Raw genomic sequence first — 14896 nt, forward strand, 5'->3', positions numbered from 1 at the left:
CAACCTCAGACGATCGGCAGGGTCTTGGGCCGGGTCGCCCGGAACCACAGGGCGAGCAGCACCTGGGTGACGAGAACCGCGGTAAAGACCGAGGTGAGGACGCCGATCGACAGCGTCCAGGCGAAGCCCCGGACGGGTCCGGAGCCGAACTGGAACATGATCAACGCGGCCAGGATGGTGGTGACATTGGCGTCGATGATGCTGCTCATGGCCTTGGAGAAGCCCGCATCCATCGCCGCAATGGCCGTTCGCCCGGCCCTGATCTCGTCGCGCATCCGTTCATAGATCAGCACATTGGCGTCGACGGCGACCGCTAGCGTCAGGATCAGGCCGGCGATCCCCGGCAGGGTCAGGGTGGCCTGGGTCACCGACATGACCGCGATGATCAGCAGGGCGTTGATCAGCAGGGCGATCACGGAGATGCCGCCGAACAGACCACCATAGGCCAGGACCATGAAGACCAGAATGGTCACAAAGCCGATCCCGGTAGAGATCTGGCCGGCCCGCACGGCGTCGGCGCCCAGTTCGGCGCCCACCGTCCGCTGTTCTTCCACCGTGAGCGGCGCCGGCAGGGCGCCTGCTCGAAGCAGCACGGCCAGATCGTTGGCGCTCTCTGGCGTGAAGCTGCCGCTGATCATGCCGCTGCCGCCGGTGATCGCGCTGCGGATCACCGGGGCCGAGATCACCCGGCCATCGAGCACGATGGCGAAGCGCTGGCCGATGCTGGCGGCCGTCGCCTCGCCGAACCGGCGCGCGCCCAGGCTGTTGAAGCGGAAATTGACCACCGCCTCGCCGGTCTGCGAGTCGAAGCCCTGGCTGGCGTCGGTCAGCATTTCGCCGGAAACCAGCGCCCGGCGGCGGACCACGATGAAGGGGGTCAGGCCGTCCTCGCTGGGCAGCACCTCCGAGCCGGGCGGCGCGCGGCCCTCGGCGGCGGCGGCGAGATCGGCGCTTTCGTCGACCATCTGGAAGGTCAGCTTGGCGGTCTGGCCGATGACGTTCTTCAGACGCTCGGGGTCGCTTTCGCCCGGCGCCTGGACGACGATCCGATCGACCCCCTGGCGAATGATGGTGGGCTCGCGGGTGCCCAGCTCATCGATCCGGCGGCGGATGATCTCGATGGACTGCTCGACCGCCTTGGCGGCCTCGGCGTTCATGGCGGCCTCGACGAAGCTGATGCGCAGGCCAGCCTCGCCGTCGTTGTTCACCGTGATATCGCTGCCGCCGGTCGTCCCGGCCAGGGGCGTGCCGAGGTTCCGGCGCAGGACCGTCGCGGCGTCATTGCGACGGGCCGGATCGGTGATTCTGACTGTGATGTCCCCGCCCTGCTCACGCAGCTCGGAAAAGGCGATCCCTTCGGCCGTCAACGTGACCCGCGTATCCTCCACGGTGTTCACGAGGCGCTCTGCGCGCAGGGCCTGGGTGTCCACCTCCAGCAGAAGGTGAGAGCCCCCCTGCAGATCGAGACCCAGATTCAGTTGCTGGCGCGGAATGAACGCCGGCATCGAGGCCAGGGTCTGCTGGGGCAGCAGGTTCGGGACGGAGAAGAGGACGCCGAAGATCGTCGCCAGAACGACGACGATGATCTTCCAGCGCGACAGGGTCATCATGAGGCGAGGCCGCCCTTATGCTGGCGCAGGATCAGTCAGGACTTGGAATCGTTGGCCGGCGCCGGCTCACCCCGGACCCGAACCTCGGAAATCATGCTCCGCACCACCTTGACGGTGACGCCGGTGGCGATTTCAAGGCCGACTTCGCGGTCCTCGACCCGAACGACCTTGCCCAGCATGCCGCTGGCCAGGACGACCTGGTCGCCACGCTTGAGTTCGGCGACCATTTTCTGGTGCGCCTTCATCCGCCGCTGCTGCGGGCGGATCATCAGGAAGTAGAACAGAACGACGAGCAGGATCAGCGGCAGGAACTGAAGGATCATGTCCTGGGGCCCAGCGGCGGCGGCGCCGGCGGTCTGGGCGAAGGCGGGGGTGGCGAACATAGCCTCTCCGGCAAGCGGTCAAGGGCCCGGTGCGTCGGCCCCTCTTCAAGTCGGCGGAAGCTATGCGCTGGCGCCCCCTTTTGCAATGCGAGCCCGAGGGTTAAGCAGCCAAGTCATGGATCACGCCCTCTCGCCCCTCCTCATCCGCATCGCCGAAGCGCTGGAACGGCTGGCGCCGCCCGCGCCCGCCCCGGCCGATTTCTCGGCCGCCCGGCTGTTTCGCCACGACCCGGAAACCGGCGGGTTCCATCCTGCCCCCGACTATCCCCTGAGCCTGGACTCGCTGGTGGGCGTAGAGCGGCAGAAGGCGCGTTTCGTGGAGAACCTCGAGCGCTTCGCTCAGGGCCTGCCGGCCAACCACGTCCTGCTGTGGGGCGTGCGCGGCACGGGCAAGAGCTCCATCGCCAAGGCGGCTTTCATGGCCGTGGGGGGCGGATATGAGGCCCTGAAGCTGGTGGAGGTGGACCGTGATCAGGTCACCGCCCTGCCCGCCCTGTTCGACATCCTGCGGGGGCGCGATGAGCGCTTCGTGGTGCTCTGCGATGACCTGTCCTTCGAGGAAGGGGCGGCCGCGGCCAAGGCGCTGAAGTCGGCGCTGGAAGGCGGCGTGTCCGGGCCGCCGGCCAATGTGCTGTTCGTGGCCACCTCGAACCGCCGCCACCTGATGCCCCGGGGCCATCAGGAAGATCGCGGCCTGATCGCCACGGCCGAGGACGCCGAGGAAGAGGTCAGCGTCTCCGACCGCTTCGGCCTCTGGATCGGCTTCCCGCCCATGGACCAGCCCACCTATCTGGAGGCGGTGCGCGCCTATGCCGCGCGCTACGAGCTCAGCGATCCGGACCTGGACCGCCACGCCCTGCAATGGGCGCAGCTGCGCGGGGCCCGCTCGGGCCGTGTGGCTTGGCAGTTCATCCGCGACCTGGCCGGGGCGCAGGGCAAGACCCTGCCCCTCTGAACCTGGCCGAGAGGCCGGCGCCTGCCCCTATTGGGGCAGGACCAGCATCGGATCGATGGGGCGGGCGCGGTCCTGCGGGGTCGGGGCGAAGCGGACCTCGAAGTGCAGCTGGGGCTCGCCCACCTCGCCGGTGGCGCCGGCCTGGCCGATCTGCTGCCCCTGGCTGATCTTGTCCTGCATCTTCACGTCGATGCGCGCCAGATGGCCATAGGCCGTGACCCAGCCATCGGCATGCTTGATCAGCACCAGATTGCCGAAGCCCGGCACCTGGTCGCCGGCATAGACCACATCGCCAGCGGCCGAGGCGCGGACAGCCTCGCCTGAGCGCGCCCGGATATTGACGCCGTCGTTGCGCTGGCCGGTGCCCTTGGGCCCGAAGGTGGAGAGGATGTCGCCGCGCAGGGGCCACACGAAACGTCCACGGCCAAGCTCCGAGACCTGGGCGTCGGCCGGGGTGCGGGTGCTCGGCACAATCGCCGGCGCCGTCGGGGCGGGCGTAGGCGTGGCGGGCCGCGGGGCGGCCGGCGTCGGCGTCGGTGCTGGCGCGGCGGGACGCGGGGCGGCCGGTACGGGGGTCGTGGCGGCCGGCGGCGGGCTGGCCGCGGGCGCCGAGCGAGTCACCGGCACGCGGGCCGTGGTGGTGATCGGACCGGTGTCGCGGAAGCCGCTGGGCAGCAACAGCCTCTGGCCCGGCCGGATCACATCGGCGATCTGCATGGAATTGGCGTCGGCGATGGCCTGGGCCGACACGTTGAAGCGCCGGGCGATGGCGTAGAGCGTGTCGCCGCCGGCCACCACATAGGCCTTGGACGCGCTCGAGGGGCCCTTCAGGGTCTGGCCGGGCTGGATCACATAGTTGGGGCCGGCGAGATTATTGTCCTGCGCCAGTTGCGTGACGCTGGTCTCCAGCTTGCGGGCGATCCCATAGAGGCTGTCGCCGGCGACCACGGTGTAGGACTGGGGCGGGCCGTCGGCGTCCACCACCTGGCCCGTGGCCGAGGTGCGGGTGACGGTCTCATATTCCTGGGCCGGCGGCGGGGGCGGGTAGCTGTCGCCAGGGCGCGGCTGGGCCGAGGGCAGCGGATCGAGCGGCCGCGACTCCACCGGACTGGTGGGGATCGCCGAGGGCGGCGTGGTCTGATCCCCGGGCAAGGGCGTCGCCGCGGGCGGCGTCCCCTGGGCGTCAGGTCCCTGGCGGACCGGGAAGTTCGGCCGAACCGGCTCGACGCCCTCGTTCTGATAGGTCGAACAGGCGGCCAGCACGCTGCCGGCGAGCAGAACCAGGGCCGTACGGGTGAGGAAGTGCGTCATGGCCGCTCCATGGGTCAGATACGGACTTGAGTCAGGGCCGCAGGGTTAATGGTCGGTTAAGTCGGGCGCCCAAGGCGACCCAGAATGCGATCTTCAGCGCCGCTCACAGTTCGCGGGCGACGCCATCAAGGAGGGGCACAAAGCGGACTTCGCCCAGATCTTCCACGGAGAAGCCGCCCTTCCCGTCCCCGCAATAGCGGCGAAGGATCTGGACAGGGCCGCGGCCGATCGGAGCGACGAGCATCCCGGCGGGCTTGAGCTGGGCCAGCAGGGCGCTCGGCTCATCTGGCGCCGCTGCTGTGACCATAATGCGGTCGAAGGGCGCCTGTTCGGGCCAGCCCTGACCGCCGTCGCCGAACCGGGTGATCACATTGGTCAGTTGCAGCGCCTTGAACCGGGCCTCGGCCTCGGCCAGCAGGGTGCGGTATCGCTCCACCGTGTAGACCAGCCGCGCCATGCGCGAGAGGATCGCCGTCTGGTAGCCGGAGCCGGTGCCGATCTCCAGCACCCGGGCGCGGGGCTCGATCTTCAGGGCCTGGGTCATCAGGCCGACGATGAAGGGCTGGCTGATGGTCTGGCCGCAGGCGATGGGCAGGGCTGAGTCCTCGAAGGCCCGCTCCTGGAACAGATCCGGCGTGAACATCTGCCGAGGCGTGGCCTCCAGCGCCTTCAGCACCTTGGCGTCGCTCACCCCTTGCGAGCGCAGGGACAGGACCAGGCGGGCCAGGCGGGTCTCGGGCTTGTCCTCGTCCTTGGCCATGGTCAGACCTTTGGCGGCGCGCCGCCCAGGACGCCGCGCATCTTGAAGACGGTTTCAGCGTGGGTCAGGTCGATGTGCAGGGGCGTGACGGAGATCTTGCCCTGGTAGATGGCCCGCAGGTCGGTCCCCTCCTCCGGCTGCGACCGCTCCTGGCGGAAGCCCATCCAGTAATAGTCCCGGCCGCGCAGATCGCTGCGCCGTTCGGCATGGCGCACCTGGACGTCGCGGAAGCCCTGGCGCGTGACCTCGACCTCGGTCACCTCGGCCGACGGACGGTTGGGGAAGTTGAGGTTCATGACCACGTCCTTGGGCCAGCCGATCTCCAGCAGGCGCTTGACGATACCCGGTCCGAACGTCTCGGCCACCTCGAAGAAGGGATCGGCGGGCTTGGGGCCGCCAGTCTGCGACAGCGCAATGGCCGGGACGCCCATGGCCATGCCCTCGATGGCGCCGGCGACGGTGCCGGACATGGTCACATCCTCGGCGATATTGGCGCCGCGGTTGACGCCGGAAAGCACGAGGTCGGGCTTTGCGCCCTTGATAAGCTCGCTCATGCCCAGCATCACGCAGTCGGTGGGCGTGCCGCTGACGGCGAAGCGGCGATCGTCGAGTTCACGGACCCGCACCGGCTCCGACAGGGTCAGGGCCCGCGACGCGCCCGACTGCTCGTATTCCGGCGCGACGATCCAGATGTCGTCAGAGAGTTGGCGCGCAATTCGCTCCAGCGCCTGCAGGCCCTCGGCATGGATGCCGTCGTCATTGGTCAGCAGAAGTCTCATGCGTCGCCGCCGATCCGGGTCAGCCCGCCCATATAGGGATGCAGGGCCTGGGGCACGGCGATGGCGCCGTTCTCGTCCTGATAGTTTTCCAGAATGGCCACCAGGGTCCGGCCGACCGCCAGGCCCGAGCCGTTCAGGGTGTGGACGAAGCGGGTCGCCTTGTCGCCGGCCCCCTTGGTGCGGGCGTTCATCCGACGGCCCTGGAAATCGCCACAGTTGGAGCAGGAGCTGATCTCGCGATAGCGCCCCTCCGACGGGATCCAGACCTCCAGGTCATAGGTCTTGCGGGCCGAAAAGCCCATGTCGCCCGTGCACAGCAGCATGGTGCGGAACGGCAGCTCCAGGGCCTTCAGCACCGCTTCGGCGCACCCCACCATCCGCTCGTGCTCGGCGTCCGACTGGTCCGGCGTGGTGATGGAGACCAGTTCCACCTTCTGGAACTGGTGCTGGCGGATCATGCCGCGGGTGTCGCGACCCGAAGCGCCGGCCTCGGACCGGAAGCAATGGGTCAGGGCCGTGAGCCGCAGAGGCAGCTCTTCGGTGGGCGTGATCTGGTCACGCACCAGATTGGTCAGCGAGACCTCGGCGGTGGGGATCAGCCAGCGGCCATCTTCGGTGTGGAACAGGTCCTCGGCGAACTTGGGCAGCTGGCCGGTGCCGAACACCGCCTCGTCGCGCACCAGCAGCGGCGGCGAAACCTCCAGATAGCCATGCTCGCGGGTCTGCAGGTCGAGCATGAACTGGCCGAGCGCGCGCTCGAGCCGGGCGATCTGGCCCTTCAGCACCACGAAGCGCGAGCCGCTCATGCGGGCGGCGGCCTCGAAGTCCATCAGGCCCAGGGTCTCGCCGAGATCGACATGGTCCTTGGGCGAGGCGATGGCGAAGGGCTCGCCCCAGCGGCGGACCTGCTGGTTGTCGTCCTCGTCGGCGCCCGGGGGCACGTCGGGGGCCGGCAGGTTGGGCAGGCCGGCCAGCAGGTCACGCAGGGCCTCGCCGGTCTCGCGTTCGACAGTCCCTTGGGTTTCGAGCACGCCCTTGAGCGCCTCGACCTCGGCCATCAGACGGCTGGCCTCGGCCTCGTCCTTGCGCCCCTTGGCCTGGCCGATCTGCTTGGACAGGTCGTTGCGGCGGCTCTGGGCGTCCTGCAGGGCCGTCTGGGCGGCGCGCAGGGTGGCGTCCAGGTCCAGGGCCTCGGCGGCGACGCCGGAGCGGCCCTTCGCACTCCAGGCCTGCTCATAGAGGTCGGGATTGTCGCGAATGGCCTTGATGTCGTGCATGGCGCCGGCGGTCTTCTTGAGGTGAGCGGCCTTCTCTAGAGCGCGTCGGCCATGGGGCCAAGCCCGCCGGAGACCTCTAGGTGGGGATCACGTCGGTCCCGGCCTCATCCTCACGCCGGCGACGGCGTTCCATCAGGCGCACGCACCAGATGGAGACCTCGTAGAGAAGGATGATCGGGATCGCCAGCGAGAGCTGGCTGATCGGGTCGGGCGGGGTGACGATGGCCGCGACGATGAACACCCCAAGGATGGCGTAGCGTCGCCCAGCGCGGAGCGTCTGAGCGTTCACCAGCCCCGTCAGGGCCAGCAGGGTCAGCACCACAGGCAACTGGAAACAGAGGCCGAAGGCCAGCAGCAGTGTGGTCACCAGGGTCAGATAGTCCGACACCTTGGGCAGGAGTTCGACCGTCACAGCGGCGTCCCCGATGATCTGCTGCGACAGGGAGAACCACAGGACGAACGGCAGGATCATGTAATAGACGAGGCTGGCGCCCAGCAGGAACAGGGCCGGCGCCGCAGCCAGGAACGGCAGGAAGGCCCGGCGTTCGCGCTTGTACAGCCCTGGCGCGACAAAGGCGTAGACCTGCCAGGCCAGCACCGGGAAGGTCAGGATCACCGCCCCGAAGGCGGCCAGCTTCAGCTTGGTGAAGAAGAATTCCAGCGGCGCGGTGAAGACCAGGCGCAGCCCTTCCCCGCCCTCCGGCACGTCGGTGAATCCGCTGAGCGCCGAGATCAGCGCGAAGGGGCCATGGCCGCCGCCCGCCGTCTCCGCGGCCATCAGCCTGGCGGCGACCTCGAACGGATGCAGCAGGAAGATATAGATCGGCTCGGCGAAGGCGAAGCAGACGCCAAAGCCCGCGCCAAAGGCGACGATGCAGATGATCAGCCGCTTGCGCAGCTCCACCAGATGGTCGAGCAGCGGCGCGCGGGAGGCTTCGATCTCGCGATCGTCATCGTCTTCCACTGTGCTCACGCCTTGTCTCCGGCGGGCTTGGCCCGGCTCGCGCGGGGCTTGGCCGGCGCCTTGGGGGTCGTCGCCTTGGCGGTGGAGGACGAGGCTGCTTTCCGGGGCGCCTTGGGCGCAGCCGCGCTGGAAGGCTCCGCCTTGGCCTTGGCCGGCTTGGCCACCGCGGTCTTTGCGGCGCTCGGCTCAGACGGGGGCGCAGGCTTGGGGGCTTCCGGCGTCGGCGCCGCCGGCTCTGGATCACTCAGAGACTGGCTGCCGGCATAGGGGTTTCCCATCGGCGGGTGGACTTGCATGCCGCCATTGGACAGGCCGGTCTCGATCTCCCGCATCACCGACTGGGCGTCGGTGCGTCCGAGCTCCTCGTCCAGCACCTTGCCGCTGCGCAGGGCCTCGACCTCGCGGCGCAGTTCGTCCAGCTCGGACTGGCGCCCCATCTCATCGAAGCTGGCGCGAAACTCCGCCGCCATGCCCCGCAGGCGCGCCGTGAACTGGCCCAGCCGACGCATGAGCATCGGCAGGTCCTTGGGCCCCACCACCACGAGGGCGACGATGCCGATGAGCAGGAGTTCACCTGCGCCGATGTCGGGAAGCATGGCCGTTGTCGCCTAGGGCCTTGTCAGACCAGGAGTAAGGAGTGCGGTCCAAGGCGCGCCCTGAACCGATGAAGTCGAAGGTCGACCGACGCGCGGCGCGACCGGGCGGGCGATCAGCTGCGGACCTCGTCCTTTTCCCGCTCGGGGATGGTCTTGACGGGTTCGGCCTTGGCCTCTTCGGCCTCTTCGCCCTTCAGGCCGTCGCGGAAGGCGCGGATGCCCTTGGCGGCGTCCCCCATGACCGACGAGATCTTGCCCCGGCCCCCGAACAGGAGGGCGAAGACGACGAGGACGATCAGCCAGTGCCAGATCGAAAACGAGCCCATAAGGCGAAACTCCTATGTTGAGCGGTCCTCGGCGACCGCGTCGCCACCCCTCAATTCCATATCAATATAGCGGCTCCCGCCCCCAAGCGCCAAGGTGAGGCGCCAAGGGATTTACGAAGCCCCGCTCACAAGGTGGTCAGGAAGGCTGACTGTCCTCGTCTCCGCCCAGGAAGTCGGTGTGGAATTCCGGCGCGTCGCTGTCCAGGGCCATCAGATCCTCGTCGGCCGCCGCCGCCGAGGGGTCAGGCACCGCAAAGTCCGGGGGAAGGTCCAGGCCCAGAAGGCCCGCGGCCCTCATCTCGGCCATCCCCGGAAGGTCTGCAAGGCTGGCGAGGCCATAATGCTCGAGGAAGGCGTCGGTGGTGCCATAGGTGACCGGCCGGCCCGGCGTCCGGCGGCGGCCGCGCATGCGAACCAGGCCCACCTCCAGCAGCACATCCAGGGTGCCCTTGCTGGCCTGGACCCCGCGCACCGATTCGATCTCGGCCCGGGTCACCGGCTGGTGATAGGCGATGATGGCGAGGGTCTCCTGGGCGGCCTTGGACAGACGGCGCGGCTCCTCTCGGGCCTCGGTCATCAGATAGGCGAGATCGGCCGCGGTCTGGAAGCGCCAGCGATCGGCGACACAAACCAGCTCCACCCCCCGCCCCTCATAGCGCGCCTTCAGCGCCATCAGCGCCCCGCCCACGTCGGCGTCAGGTCCCAGGCGCTCGATCAGTTCGGCGGCGCTGAGGGGGCCGGCGGCGGCGAACAGCAGGGCCTCCAGGGCGCGTTCGACAGCCACGCTCATGCGGCGACCCCTTCACGGCGGGCGCGCAGATAGAGATCGGCGAAGGCCTCCAGCTGGCGGGCCTCCAGCGCGCCCTCCTTCACCAGCTCCAGGCTCGCCGACAGGGTCGAGGCCAGGTACGAGGCCCGCGAAGGCCCCTCACCCGCCCCGGTCCGGATTGGCGCGACGCCGGCCAGCGGCGTCCAGCGGTCAAGCTCAGGCAGCAGGCCGCGCAGGCGGTCGCGGGCCGCCTCGAGCGGATAGGCCTTGGGGGCCCGGGGCGCGTAGTGGCGATTCTCCTCGCGACGGCGCTGGTCAAGATAGGCGTCCATCAGGCTGTAGAGGTCGCCCTCGATCCGCATGGACGGAATGATCTGGATGGCTTGCGGGTCGCCCCGCCCGAACACGTCGCGCCCCAGCTGCGGCCGGGCCTTCAGGGCCTCGGCGGCCTGGCGCATGGCGTCGAGCTTGGCCAGGCGGAAGGCGAGCTGGGCGGCCATCTCCTCAGCCGGCGGCTCCTCAGCCTGGGGCCGCTCGGGCTTGGGCAGCAGCAGGCGGGACTTCAGATAGGTCAGCCAGGCGGCCATGACGAGATAGTCCGCCGCCAGGGAAAACCGCAGGCGCCGCGCCTGATGGACAAAGGCCAGATACTGCTCGGCGAGCTTCAGCACCGACAGCTTGAGCAGATCGACCTTCTGGGTGCGCGCCAGCGCCAGCAGCACATGCAGCGGGCCTTCATAGCCATCGACGTCGATGATCAGCGCCTCGCCATCCTCGGCCGCCGTGGCCGCGGCCTCGAAGTCGAGATGGGGCTGGAAGCCTTGCCCGCTCATCAGCCGCCGTCGAAGGCCGCCTCGAACCGGGCGCGGGCCTCGGCGAGGTCGATGGGTTCGGGCCGCCGGGCCAGGCGAGCCAGCGCAGCGTCCGCCCGGCGCCGCGCCTTGCCCGAGAGCTTGCCGCAGGCCGCGGCGATGGGCGCCATCTCGGCCATGTCGCCATTGCAGTGCAGGACCACGTCGCAGCCGGCCGCCAGCGAGGCGCGGGTGCGGTCCTTGAAGTCCCCCGAAAGCGCCTTCATCGACAGGTCATCGCTCATCAGCAGGCCCTGGAAGCCGATCGACTCGCGGATGACGTGCTTGATCGCCTTGCGCGAGGTGGTAGCCGGCCGCTTGGGGTCGATGGCCGAATAGACCACGTGGGCGGTCATCGCCATGGGCATGTCCGACAGGGTGCGGAACGGCTCGAAATCCACCGCCTCCAGCTCATCAAGGCCCGCATCCACCACCGGCAGGTCCAGGTGGCTGTCGGCCGTGGCGCGGCCATGACCGGGGATATGCTTGATGATCGGCAGGACCCCGCCGGCGATCAGGCCCTCGGCCGCGGCCCGGCCCAGCAGGGCGACCTCCTGGGCGGTCTTGCCATAGGCGCGGTCGCCGATGACGTCATGGGCGCCGGCCTGGGGCACGTCGAGCACGGGCACGCAGTCGGCGTTGATCCCCAGCTCCGCCAGGTCGTGGGCCATCAGCCGGGCGCCCAGGCGGGTGATCTCCCGGCGCAGCAGCGGATCATTGCCTGCCAGTTCGCCATAGGCGCGGCCCGGCGGGTACGCTGGCCAGTGCGGCGGCCCCAGGCGCTGAACCCGGCCGCCCTCCTGGTCGATCAGGATCGGCGCGTCTTCGCGGCCGACGCTCTCGCGCAGGGCGTCCACCAGCCGCCGCACCTGGGCGGGACTGTCCACATTGCGCTTGAACAGGATGAAGCCCCACGGCTTCACGTCGGCGAAGAAGGCCGCCTCGTCGGCGGTCAGCTCCAGGCCTGCGCAGCCGAAGATGCAGGCGCGGATGCTCACCGGACGAAACAGCTGCGGCCGGCCGCCTTCAGGCGGTCGCAGAAGGCGGTCGCTTCGCTCCGGGACGAGAAGCCGGTGACATAGCCGCGATAGAGGGTCTTGCCGTTGCTCTCCACGGGCTCGACCCGCTTACCCTTGCCGGCGGCGGAGTCCGGCAGGGCGCGCATGGCGTCGCTCCAGCCGGCGTCGGCCAGGGCCTCGGACGAGAAGGCGCCGACCTGGACCATGGCGCCGCCCGACGCCACGGCCGCGGGGGTCGGGGCGGGCTTGGCCGCTGGCGGCGTCGGCTCAGGCGCCTTGGCGGCGGGCTGGGGGGCCGGCGTCGGCGCGGGCTGAGCCGGCGCGGAAGGTTGACTGGTGACCGGCGCCGAGGGGCGCAGTTCGGGCGCAGGGCGAGCCTGGGGCTCTTCCGGCGGCGGCACGAAGTTGGGTTCGGCGGGAGCCGGGGCGCCGTCCTCGGACCGATAGATCTGCAGGCCCGTGGCCGGATCGACCGGCTGGTCCTCCGGCGAGGGCGCGGTCTTCATCTCACCCACCGGCGTCCCCACCGTCTGGGGCGGATCGCCCGCCTCGCGGGCGCCGGAGCGATAGATCAGCACAACGGCGATCACCAGCACCACCAGGACAACGGCGCTGATCACCAGCATCATCGGGGCTGGGCGCGAGCCCCGCACCGGCTGACGGGCGTCGAAGGACAGCGGCGCGTCGGTGGGAGGCGTATAGGCGCCGCGATCATGGTCGGACATCGCGAAGGCTCCGCGGGGAAAAACAGGGGTCGATAGCCCGGCGGACGAATCAGCCGGAACCTTGCGGCAAGTCTATCGGAGGCGCGCGGCCCGTGGGGCAGTTCTGCGCGCTAATTCCAGACGTCGAGGTGGAAAAGGCGGCGATGCTCTTCGATGGCGTAGCGGTCGGTCATGCCGGCGATATAGTCGCACACCACCCGCGCCCGGCCGGCCTCGTCACGGTCCTTGGACCTTGCGAACCATTCGGTGGGCAGCACATCCGGCTCCTGCATGAAGAGACCGAACATCTCGGCCAGAATGCGGCGCGCCTGGCTGCGGGTGCGGTTGACCCGCCAGTGGCGATACATCCGCTCCATGAGGAAGGCCCGCAGTTGCGACAGGTCCTCCACCATGTCCGGGGAGAAGGCCACCAGGGCGCCGCCCATCATCCGCACGTCCTCCGGCGAGGCCAGGCCATGGACCTGGGCCCGGCGGCGGGTCTCGGCCAGCACGTCGTCGACCATGGCGCCGATCATCCGGCGCACCGCTTCCAGGCGGGTGATGCCGGGATCCAGGTCGGGATAGTCCCGATAGACCTGATGCAGGATCGGCCCGATCAGGGGCACGTCCAGCAACTCCTTCAGGTGGAACAGGCCCGCCTGCACCCCGTCATCCACGTCGTGGTTGTTGTAGGCGATGTCGTCGGCGAGCGCGGCCACCTGGGCCTCGGCCGACGCCCAGGTCGACAGGCGCAGATCATACTGACCGTCGAAGTCGGCGATGGCGCTCCAGGATGGGCGATCCAGCTTCGACGCCACCGGCCCGTTGTGCTTGATCACCCCTTCCAGGGTCTCCCAGGTGAGGTTCAGGCCCTCGAACAGCGGATAGCGCCGCTCCAGCTTGGTCACCACCCGGAAGGTCTGGACGTTGTGGTCAAAGCCGCCATAGGCCTGGGTCAGCACCTGAAGCTCATCCTCGCCAGCATGGCCGAACGGCGGATGACCCAGGTCATGGGCCAGGGCGATGGTCTCGGCCAGATCGACATCCAAGCCCAAGGCCGCAGCCAAGGACCTGGCGATCTGGGCGACTTCGAGGGAGTGGGTCAGCCGCGTGCGGAAATGATCGCCCTCATGGGCGACGAAGACCTGAGTCTTCTCCTTCAGCCGCCGGAAGGCGGTGCAGTGGATAATGCGGTCGCGGTCGCGGGCGAAGGGCGTGCGGGTGGCGCTTTCGGCCTCCTCGAACTTGCGTCCGCGCGAGGCGGCGGAGTCTTCGGCATAGGCGACACGGTACGGTAATGAAGCGGCCATCAAAGCCTTCTTTGGACGGGCCTCTTGGTCGAAGCCGCTGGAGCCCTCATATAGTTCAAGTCACGCGTTGATTTAACAGGTCATGACCACAGTCGATCTCACCCTCTCCGCCGCGGCGGCCGAACGGCTCAAGGCGATCAGCCAGACCGAAGGCAAGCCGATTATGCTGCGCGTCGCCGTCGAAGGCGGCGGCTGCTCGGGATTCCAGTACCAGCTCGACCTGGTGGACGCGGCCGAACCGGACGATCTGCGCATCGAGCGCGATGGGGCGGCCGCCCTGGTCGATGAGATGTCGCTGATCATGCTCAAGGGCTCGGAGATCGACTTTGTCGACGAGCTGGTGGGCGCAGAGTTCAAGATCCGCAATCCCAACGCCAAGTCCAGCTGCGGCTGCGGCGTCAGCTTCTCGATCTGAGATCCGCCGCCAATTCCGTTGAGCCGGAGCGGCCGCGCCTTTAGCTTCGCGCTTCGCCCGACCTCTGGAGACCGCGATGCGCCTGGCCACCTGGAACGTGAACTCCGTCAATGCGCGGATCGAGACGGTGGTCCGCTGGTTCGAAGAGGCTAAGCCCGACGTCGCCTGTCTTCAGGAGATCAAGTGCGTCGACGAGAAGTTTCCCGCCGAAGCCTTTGAACGCCTTGGCTATAATGTCGAGGTCCTGGGCCAGAAGACCTATAATGGCGTCGCCCTCCTCTCCAAGACCCCGTTGGAGGATGTGCGCCGCGGCCTGCCGGGCGATGAGAGCGACGAACAGGCGCGCTATATCGAGGCCATTGTCTCAGGCCCGCGCCCTGTCCGCGTGGCCTCGATCTATCTGCCCAACGGCAATCCGGCGACCACCGAGAAGTACGACTACAAGCTCTCCTGGATGGCGCGGCTGCACCGCCACGCCCAGGATCTGCTGGCCCTGGAAGAGCCCCTGGCCCTGATGGGCGACTACAACGTGATCCCCGAGCCCCGCGACGCCGAGCATCCCGAGCGCTGGACCGACGACGCCCTGTTCCTGCCCCGCACTCGCGAGGCCTTCCGGGCGATGAAGTGGCTGGGTCTTTCCGACGCCTATCTGCAGGCTGACGGGGCGCCGGGCGCCTACACCTTCTGGGACTATCAGGCCGGCGCCTGGCAGCGGAACCATGGCATCCGCATCGACCACGCCCTGCTCTCCCCCCAGGCCGCCGATGTCCTCAAGGCCTGCGAAATTCACCGTGACGTCCGCGGCTGGGAAAAGCCGTCGGACCATGTGCCCCTGGTCATCGAGCTCGACCTCTAAGCGGCTTCTCG

17 protein-coding genes are annotated in these 14896 nt (G+C 68.9%); 3 read left to right on the top strand and 14 right to left on the bottom strand.

Annotation, left to right across the window (positions count from 1 at the left end; all coding sequences use genetic code 11):
• Window positions 1–5: 5 nt before the first annotated feature.
• Window positions 6–1610, bottom strand: coding sequence for a protein translocase subunit SecD (gene secD, locus Q8L83_RS14815; RefSeq protein WP_305288233.1), 1605 nt, complete (start codon window positions 1608–1610; stop codon window positions 6–8).
• A 35-nt stretch (window positions 1611–1645) separates the two neighbouring features.
• Window positions 1646–1933 (bottom strand): preprotein translocase subunit YajC, encoded by a 288-nt coding sequence (gene yajC / locus Q8L83_RS14820; protein WP_370868405.1) that lies wholly within the window; start codon window positions 1931–1933, stop codon window positions 1646–1648.
• Between the two features lie 175 nt (window positions 1934–2108).
• Between yajC and Q8L83_RS14825 the strand changes: the two genes are divergently transcribed.
• Window positions 2109–2948 carry an ATP-binding protein gene (locus tag Q8L83_RS14825; protein WP_305288237.1) on the top strand — a complete coding sequence of 280 codons (840 nt, stop codon included), beginning with the start codon at window positions 2109–2111 and terminating at the stop codon, window positions 2946–2948.
• Between the two features lie 27 nt (window positions 2949–2975).
• On the opposite strand, the gene Q8L83_RS14830 is transcribed toward Q8L83_RS14825, so the two are convergent.
• The 12 genes from Q8L83_RS14830 to Q8L83_RS14885 form a co-directional block, all read right to left on the bottom strand.
• The gene (locus Q8L83_RS14830) at window positions 2976–4259 is read right to left on the bottom strand and encodes a LysM peptidoglycan-binding domain-containing protein (RefSeq protein ID WP_305288239.1); all 1284 of its coding nucleotides are present in this window, start codon (window positions 4257–4259) and stop codon (window positions 2976–2978) included.
• Window positions 4260–4362: 103 nt separating this feature from the next.
• Window positions 4363–5019, bottom strand: a complete 657-nt coding sequence (locus Q8L83_RS14835) for a protein-L-isoaspartate(D-aspartate) O-methyltransferase (RefSeq protein ID WP_305288241.1) — start codon at window positions 5017–5019, stop codon at window positions 4363–4365.
• Between the two features lie 2 nt (window positions 5020–5021).
• A complete protein-coding gene (gene surE / locus Q8L83_RS14840; protein ID WP_305288243.1) occupies window positions 5022–5798 on the bottom strand; it encodes a 5'/3'-nucleotidase SurE in 777 nt (258 codons plus the stop codon).
• Window positions 5795–7075, bottom strand: coding sequence for a serine--tRNA ligase (gene serS / locus Q8L83_RS14845; RefSeq protein ID WP_305288245.1), 1281 nt, complete (start codon window positions 7073–7075; stop codon window positions 5795–5797). The genes surE and serS overlap by 4 nt, the downstream gene beginning before the upstream one ends.
• Window positions 7076–7151: 76 nt before the next feature.
• On the bottom strand, window positions 7152–8048 hold the full coding sequence (gene tatC / locus Q8L83_RS14850; RefSeq protein WP_305288247.1) for a twin-arginine translocase subunit TatC: 897 nt from the start codon (window positions 8046–8048) through the stop codon (window positions 7152–7154).
• Entirely contained in the window at window positions 8045–8635 is a 591-nt protein-coding gene (tatB, locus tag Q8L83_RS14855; protein WP_305288249.1) for a Sec-independent protein translocase protein TatB, read from the bottom strand. The genes tatC and tatB overlap by 4 nt, the downstream gene beginning before the upstream one ends.
• A 113-nt stretch (window positions 8636–8748) precedes the next feature.
• On the bottom strand, window positions 8749–8961 hold the full coding sequence (locus Q8L83_RS14860) for a twin-arginine translocase TatA/TatE family subunit (RefSeq protein ID WP_305288251.1): 213 nt from the start codon (window positions 8959–8961) through the stop codon (window positions 8749–8751).
• A gap of 136 nt (window positions 8962–9097) precedes the next feature.
• Window positions 9098–9751: an SMC-Scp complex subunit ScpB gene (scpB, locus tag Q8L83_RS14865; RefSeq protein WP_305288253.1), complete on the bottom strand. Its 654-nt coding sequence runs from the start codon at window positions 9749–9751 to the stop codon at window positions 9098–9100.
• Window positions 9748–10563 carry a ScpA family protein gene (locus tag Q8L83_RS14870; RefSeq protein WP_305288255.1) on the bottom strand — a complete coding sequence of 272 codons (816 nt, stop codon included), beginning with the start codon at window positions 10561–10563 and terminating at the stop codon, window positions 9748–9750. Before Q8L83_RS14870 ends, scpB begins: the two co-directional genes overlap by 4 nt.
• On the bottom strand, window positions 10563–11579 hold the full coding sequence (gene nagZ / locus Q8L83_RS14875; protein ID WP_305288257.1) for a beta-N-acetylhexosaminidase: 1017 nt from the start codon (window positions 11577–11579) through the stop codon (window positions 10563–10565). Before nagZ ends, Q8L83_RS14870 begins: the two co-directional genes overlap by 1 nt.
• Window positions 11576–12325: an SPOR domain-containing protein gene (locus Q8L83_RS14880; RefSeq protein ID WP_305288258.1), complete on the bottom strand. Its 750-nt coding sequence runs from the start codon at window positions 12323–12325 to the stop codon at window positions 11576–11578. Before Q8L83_RS14880 ends, nagZ begins: the two co-directional genes overlap by 4 nt.
• Before the next feature lie 110 nt (window positions 12326–12435).
• Window positions 12436–13614 (bottom strand): deoxyguanosinetriphosphate triphosphohydrolase, encoded by a 1179-nt coding sequence (locus Q8L83_RS14885; protein ID WP_305288260.1) that lies wholly within the window; start codon window positions 13612–13614, stop codon window positions 12436–12438.
• A gap of 82 nt (window positions 13615–13696) precedes the next feature.
• Here Q8L83_RS14885 and erpA point away from each other — a divergent pair, with 82 nt between their 5' ends.
• Complete coding sequence (gene erpA / locus Q8L83_RS14890; protein ID WP_300573711.1) at window positions 13697–14029, top strand: iron-sulfur cluster insertion protein ErpA; 333 nt, start codon at window positions 13697–13699, stop codon at window positions 14027–14029.
• 76 nt (window positions 14030–14105) lie between these two features.
• Complete coding sequence (gene xth, locus Q8L83_RS14895) at window positions 14106–14885, top strand: exodeoxyribonuclease III (RefSeq protein WP_305288262.1); 780 nt, start codon at window positions 14106–14108, stop codon at window positions 14883–14885.
• The last annotated feature ends 11 nt before the right edge of the window (window positions 14886–14896 follow it).

The sequence above is a fragment of the Phenylobacterium sp. genome (assembly GCF_030680185.1).
Taxonomy (GTDB): domain Bacteria; phylum Pseudomonadota; class Alphaproteobacteria; order Caulobacterales; family Caulobacteraceae; genus Phenylobacterium.

Excerpts from the sequence above, each read along its gene's own strand:
- scpB (WP_305288253.1), bottom strand. The coding sequence starts at position 9,751 with ATGAGCGTGGCTGTCGAACGCGCCCTGGAGGCCCTGCTGTTCGCCGCC.
- xth (WP_305288262.1), top strand. The coding sequence starts at position 14,106 with ATGCGCCTGGCCACCTGGAACGTGAACTCCGTCAATGCGCGGATCGAG.
- secD (WP_305288233.1), bottom strand. The coding sequence starts at position 1,610 with ATGATGACCCTGTCGCGCTGGAAGATCATCGTCGTCGTTCTGGCGACG.
- tatB (WP_305288249.1), bottom strand. The coding sequence starts at position 8,635 with ATGCTTCCCGACATCGGCGCAGGTGAACTCCTGCTCATCGGCATCGTC.
- serS (WP_305288245.1), bottom strand. The coding sequence starts at position 7,075 with ATGCACGACATCAAGGCCATTCGCGACAATCCCGACCTCTATGAGCAG.
- Q8L83_RS14870 (WP_305288255.1), bottom strand. The coding sequence starts at position 10,563 with ATGAGCGGGCAAGGCTTCCAGCCCCATCTCGACTTCGAGGCCGCGGCC.
- Q8L83_RS14885 (WP_305288260.1), bottom strand. The coding sequence starts at position 13,614 with ATGGCCGCTTCATTACCGTACCGTGTCGCCTATGCCGAAGACTCCGCC.
- Q8L83_RS14880 (WP_305288258.1), bottom strand. The coding sequence starts at position 12,325 with ATGTCCGACCATGATCGCGGCGCCTATACGCCTCCCACCGACGCGCCG.
- Q8L83_RS14830 (WP_305288239.1), bottom strand. The coding sequence starts at position 4,259 with ATGACGCACTTCCTCACCCGTACGGCCCTGGTTCTGCTCGCCGGCAGC.
- Q8L83_RS14825 (WP_305288237.1), top strand. The coding sequence starts at position 2,109 with ATGGATCACGCCCTCTCGCCCCTCCTCATCCGCATCGCCGAAGCGCTG.
- surE (WP_305288243.1), bottom strand. The coding sequence starts at position 5,798 with ATGAGACTTCTGCTGACCAATGACGACGGCATCCATGCCGAGGGCCTG.
- yajC (WP_370868405.1), bottom strand. The coding sequence starts at position 1,933 with ATGATCCTTCAGTTCCTGCCGCTGATCCTGCTCGTCGTTCTGTTCTAC.
- erpA (WP_300573711.1), top strand. The coding sequence starts at position 13,697 with ATGACCACAGTCGATCTCACCCTCTCCGCCGCGGCGGCCGAACGGCTC.
- Q8L83_RS14835 (WP_305288241.1), bottom strand. The coding sequence starts at position 5,019 with ATGGCCAAGGACGAGGACAAGCCCGAGACCCGCCTGGCCCGCCTGGTC.
- Q8L83_RS14860 (WP_305288251.1), bottom strand. The coding sequence starts at position 8,961 with ATGGGCTCGTTTTCGATCTGGCACTGGCTGATCGTCCTCGTCGTCTTC.